The 4544-nt window shown below is 72.8% G+C and carries 4 protein-coding genes; 2 read left to right on the top strand and 2 right to left on the bottom strand.

Annotated elements, in window-relative coordinates; all coding sequences use genetic code 11:
• The first annotated feature begins 131 nt into the window (after positions 1 to 131).
• Entirely contained in the window at positions 132 to 1289 is a 1158-nt protein-coding gene (locus A949_RS0117185) for a phosphatidylinositol-specific phospholipase C1-like protein (protein ID WP_019357257.1), read from the top strand.
• 72 nt (positions 1290 to 1361) lie between these two features.
• Here A949_RS0117185 and A949_RS0117180 read toward each other — a convergent pair whose 3' ends face one another.
• Together A949_RS0117180 and A949_RS0117175 are read right to left on the bottom strand one after the other, a co-directional pair.
• Positions 1362 to 2219, bottom strand: a complete 858-nt coding sequence (locus A949_RS0117180; RefSeq protein WP_019357256.1) for a siderophore-interacting protein — start codon at positions 2217 to 2219, stop codon at positions 1362 to 1364.
• A 65-nt stretch (positions 2220 to 2284) separates the two neighbouring features.
• Positions 2285 to 3190, bottom strand: coding sequence for a 5'-3' exonuclease (locus tag A949_RS0117175; RefSeq protein WP_019357255.1), 906 nt, complete (start codon positions 3188 to 3190; stop codon positions 2285 to 2287).
• A 334-nt stretch (positions 3191 to 3524) separates the two neighbouring features.
• Here A949_RS0117175 and A949_RS0117170 point away from each other — a divergent pair.
• Positions 3525 to 4544, top strand: a 1020-nt coding sequence (locus tag A949_RS0117170; protein WP_078565456.1) for a quaternary amine ABC transporter ATP-binding protein, incomplete at its 3' end; no start/stop codon positions are given.

The following is a 4544-nucleotide window of genomic DNA, read 5'->3' as shown; positions in this document are numbered from 1 at the left end:
GGCCGCACGGGCCCGGCAGGCTCCGTCCGGCGCGCGTCTCCGCGCGCTTCCCGTACTCGACAGGGGGCCCAGTGCGTACGAGCAGCACCCGATCCCGAGCCGGATCCGCGATCCGCCGCTGGATCTGCGCCATGACCGCGGTGGCCGCCGTCGCGGCGCTCACCTCCACCTCCGCCGCGGCCCAGCCGGACGGTGCCGCCGGGCGGGGCGGCCACCGTGATCCGGCCGGCGACCTGCGGCTGACCCAGCTCCAGGCCATGGCCACGCACAACAGCTATCACCGCGAGACGACCTCGCTCGCCGAGCAGAACCTGATGTCCCGCTACGACCCCGGCTGGCAGAACCTGCTCTACAGCCACTCCTCGCTGCCCGAGCAGTTCGCCCGGCAGCGGGCCCGCGGCATCGAACTCGACGTCTTCCCCGACCCCGAGGGCGGTCTCTACGCCGATCCGCTGCTGCGCAAGCGGGCCGGACTGCCGCCGCTCGCCGACCCGGACCTGCGCAAGCCCGGTTTCAAGGTGCTGCACTGGGCGGACTTCGACTACCGCTCGACCTGCGTCACCCTGCGCGGCTGCCTGCGCCAGGTCAGGCAGTGGTCCGAGCGCCGTCCCGGTCATGTCGCGGTGCCGATCCTGCTGGAGCTGAAGCAGACCGACCCGCGGCTGGAGGAGCAGGGCGGTGCCGAGAGCCCGTCTTGGGACACGGCGATGCTCGACGCGCTGGACGAGGAGATCCGGTCCGTCTTCCCCGACGAGGCGACGCTGACGCCGGACGACATCCGGCGCCCCGGGCGCACGCTGGAGCAGTCGGTGCTCCGGCACGGTTGGCCCAAGGTGCGCGACACCCGGGGGCAGGTCATGTTCTTCATGGACAACGACGGCCGGGAGATCCAGGACGCCTACCGGGCCGGGGGCCGCGAGAGCCTGCAGGGGCGGGTGCTGTTCACCGACTCCGAGCCGGGCCGGCCCGACGCCGCCTTCATGAAGGTGAACGACCCCACCGGCGAGGGCAAGGCCGTCATCCGCGACCTGGTGCGGCGCGGGTTCTACGTGCGGACCCGCTCGGACGTGCCGCTGGAGCAGGCGGGCAGCGGCAGCACCGGGATGCTGCGCGACGCGCTCTCGTCGGGCGCGCAGATGGTGAGCACCGACTTCCCGGTCCCCGGTCTGGCCGCCCGGTACGGGTCCGACTACGTGGCCGAGTTGCCGGGGCCGCGGGATCGGGCCGTGCGGTGCAATCCCGTCTCGGGGCCGCGGCACTGCCCCGGGGGGCCGCTGGAGCCGCGCTGAACGCCCCCCGCCCGCGGGCGGCTCCGCCGTGCGGCAGTCCGGCGGCGGGGCGTCACGCGGGCGGGGCCGTCCTCATGCGGCGGGGCGCTGCTCCTGCTCGGCCTCGACGCGGGCGTTCCACTCCTTCTTCGACGCCTGCCAGTTGTCCTCGTCGGCACCCAGCCGCCAGTAGCCGGAGATGGAGAGCTGCTCGCGTGCGACGCCCCGCTCCAGCCGCAGATGGCCGCGGAGTTCCTTGACGAAGCCGGCCTCTCCGTGGACGAACGCCTGCACCTGGCCCGGTGGGAACTCCAGGGCGCGGACGGCCGCGACGAGCCGTTCGCCCACGGGAGCCGAGCCCCGGTGCAGCCAGCGCACCTCGGCGCCGGGCGGTGCCTCCAGCGGCTGCTCCTCCCGGGCTGCGGCGACCTCGATGAGGGCTCTGACCGGGACACCGGACGGCATCCGGGCGAGGGCGGCGGCGATGGCGGGCAGCGCGCTCTCGTCGCCGGCCAGCAGATGCCAGTCGGCCTCCGGCGCGGGCGCGTAGGCGCCGCCGGGTCCCAGGAAACGGATCTCGTCGCCGGCGGCGGCGGAGGCGGCCCAGGGGCCGGCCAGTCCCTCGTCGCCGTGCACGACGAAGTCGACGGTCATCTCCCGCGCGGCCGGGTCCCAGGCGCGCACGGTGTAGGTGCGCATCGCGGGCCACTGGGAGCGCGGCAGTTCGGCGCGGATCTGCGCGATGTCGAAGGGCTCCGGGTAGTGCACGCCGGGGACCGGGAACAGCAGTTTGATGTAGTGGTCGGTGTACTCACCGGCCGGGAAACCCGCAAGGGAGTCGCCGCCGAGCACCACGCGCACCATGTGCGGCGTCAGTCGCTCGGTGCGCACCACGCGCGCGTGGTGGAGCTGCGGCTTCTTGCGGGCTGGACGGGCCGGGCTTTCGGGCACGGGGCCTCCCTGGACACAGAGCAACTTAGGTATACCTAAGCTAACAGATCGGCCTCCGGGGCGGATCAGTCCGCCAGGACCTCCAGCAGCCGCCGCAGCGAGCCGCCCAGTCCCCAGCGCTCGGCCAGTTGCTCCAGCAGCTCCGGGTCGCGCGGGCCGCGCGGCAGGGCGAGGTCGGCGTCCGGGAGGTCGACATCCCGCGCCACCCGCACCACGGTGGGCGCGACGTCCAGATAGTCGGCGGCCTCCTGGAACTTGCCGCGCTGGGCGGGGGTGAGCCGGGAGACCGGGTCGGCCGCCGCGGCGCGGATGCGCGCCAGGTCGCCGTACTCGGCCAGCAGTTTGGCGGCCGTCTTCTCGCCGACGCCGCGGACGCCGGGCAGTCCGTCGCTGGGGTCGCCGCGCAGCACCGCCAGGTCGGCGTACCCCCTTCCGTCGACCCCGTACTTGGCGCGCAGGGCCGCGTCGTCGTAGGTGTCCAGGCTGCCGACGCCCTTGACGGGGTAGAGCACCCGCACGGCGCGCGCGTCGTCGACGAGCTGGAAGAGGTCGCGGTCGCCGGTGACGACGTCGACGGGGCCGGTGGCGCGGGTGGCGAGGGTGCCGATCACGTCGTCCGCCTCGTACTCCGCGGCGCCGAGCCGGGCCACTCCGATCGCGTCCAGCACCTGCTCGATCACCGGTACCTGCGGGCCCAGGGTGTCGGGGGTCTCCTCCTCGTCCGGTCCGCCGGGGACCTCCTCGGCGACGCGGTGTGCCTTGTAGGAGGGGATCAGCTCCACCCGCCACGCGGGGCGCCAGTCGGCGTCCATGCAGGCGGCCAGTGCGGCGGGGCGGTGGTCCTGGACGAGTCTGGCGATGAAGTCGAGCAGGCCGCGTACCGCGTTGACGGGGGTTCCGTCCGGTGCGCGGACGGTGTCCGGGACGCCGAAGTACGCGCGGAAGTAGAGCGAGGCGGTGTCCAGGAGCATCAGCCGGCGGCCGTTCGCGGTGTGTCCTGTCCCGGTGTGCGCTGAGTTCGCTGTGGTGGTCACGAGCCGATGATGCCGTACCGGGCCGACAGGTGACGCCGGGTGGTCGCGCGCTGCTCCCGGGTGTCACTCGGGTCGCTTTTCCACCCCTTTGGACGCCGTGGGGAGCGGGAGGGCCGATTCGGGGTCACGCTCATGGAGCAGAGAAAAGTCCGACAAAAAGTGCATGTGTGATTCATCTTTCTGGTGTGCGTCGGTTGCAGCGATCTACAGCGCTCCATGGCGAGACGGATGGCAGGCCGGGGTAACTGTTGTCGCAGTCAAGAGGGTGAATGTGTCCAGGCTGAGAGCCGAACACCTGTACAAGGTGTTCGGGAGACAAGCGGATGAGGCCGTGGCCCGGCTGCGCGCCGGCGCGGACCGCGAGGAACTGCGCGCCGAAGGCACGGTCGCCGCGGTGATCGACGCCTCCTTCGAGGTGGCGGAAGGGCAGGTATTCGTCGTCATGGGCCTCTCCGGCTCGGGCAAGTCGACGCTGCTGCGGATGCTCAACGGCCTGCTGGTCCCCACCTCGGGACGGGTCCTGTTCGACGGCGAGGACCTGACCGCGCTCGGTCCGCGCGAACTGCGCGGGCTGCGCTCCCACCGGATCAGCATGGTCTTCCAGCACTTCGCGCTCTTCCCGCACCGCAGCGTGCTGGAGAACGCCGCCTACGGTCTGCGGGTGCAGGGCGTCCCGGCCGAGGAACTCGAACAGCGCGCCACCGAGGCCCTGCGCCTGGCCGGGCTCCAGGGCTGGGAGCACTCCTGGCCGGACGAGCTGTCCGGCGGCATGCAGCAGCGCGTCGGGCTCGCCCGCGCGCTGGCCACCGACGCCGACCTGCTGCTCATGGACGAGTCCTTCAGCGCGCTGGACCCGCTGATCCGCCGCGACATGCAGGACCAGCTGCTGCAGCTGCAGCAGTCGCTGCACAAGACCATCGTCTTCATCACCCACGACCTGAACGAGGCCATGCGCGTCGGCGACCGCATCGCGATGATGCGCGACGGCCGGATCGTGCAGATCGGCACCGCGGAGGACATCCTGCTGCGGCCCGCCACCGAGTACGTCGCCTCCTTCACCCAGGACGTGGACCGCTCCCGGGTGCTGACCGCGGGCGCGATCATGCGGGAGGCGGACGGCGGCGGGGACGCCCCGCCCGACGGCGGTCCGCCGAGCGCCGTCGTCCCGACGGTCACGGCCGAGACGCCGCTGGCCGAACTGTTCACCCCGTTCTCCACCAGCGAGCACCCGCTGACCGTCACGGACGGGTCCGGCACCCCCGTGGGTGTCGTCGACCGCGAGCTGCTGCTC

Origin of the sequence: Streptomyces sp. AA1529 (assembly GCF_000280905.1) — a bacterium.
GTDB lineage: Bacteria > Actinomycetota > Actinomycetes > Streptomycetales > Streptomycetaceae > Streptomyces.
The sequence above is the reverse complement of the archived record's forward strand: the minus strand, read 5'-3'. Positions and strand labels throughout refer to the sequence as shown.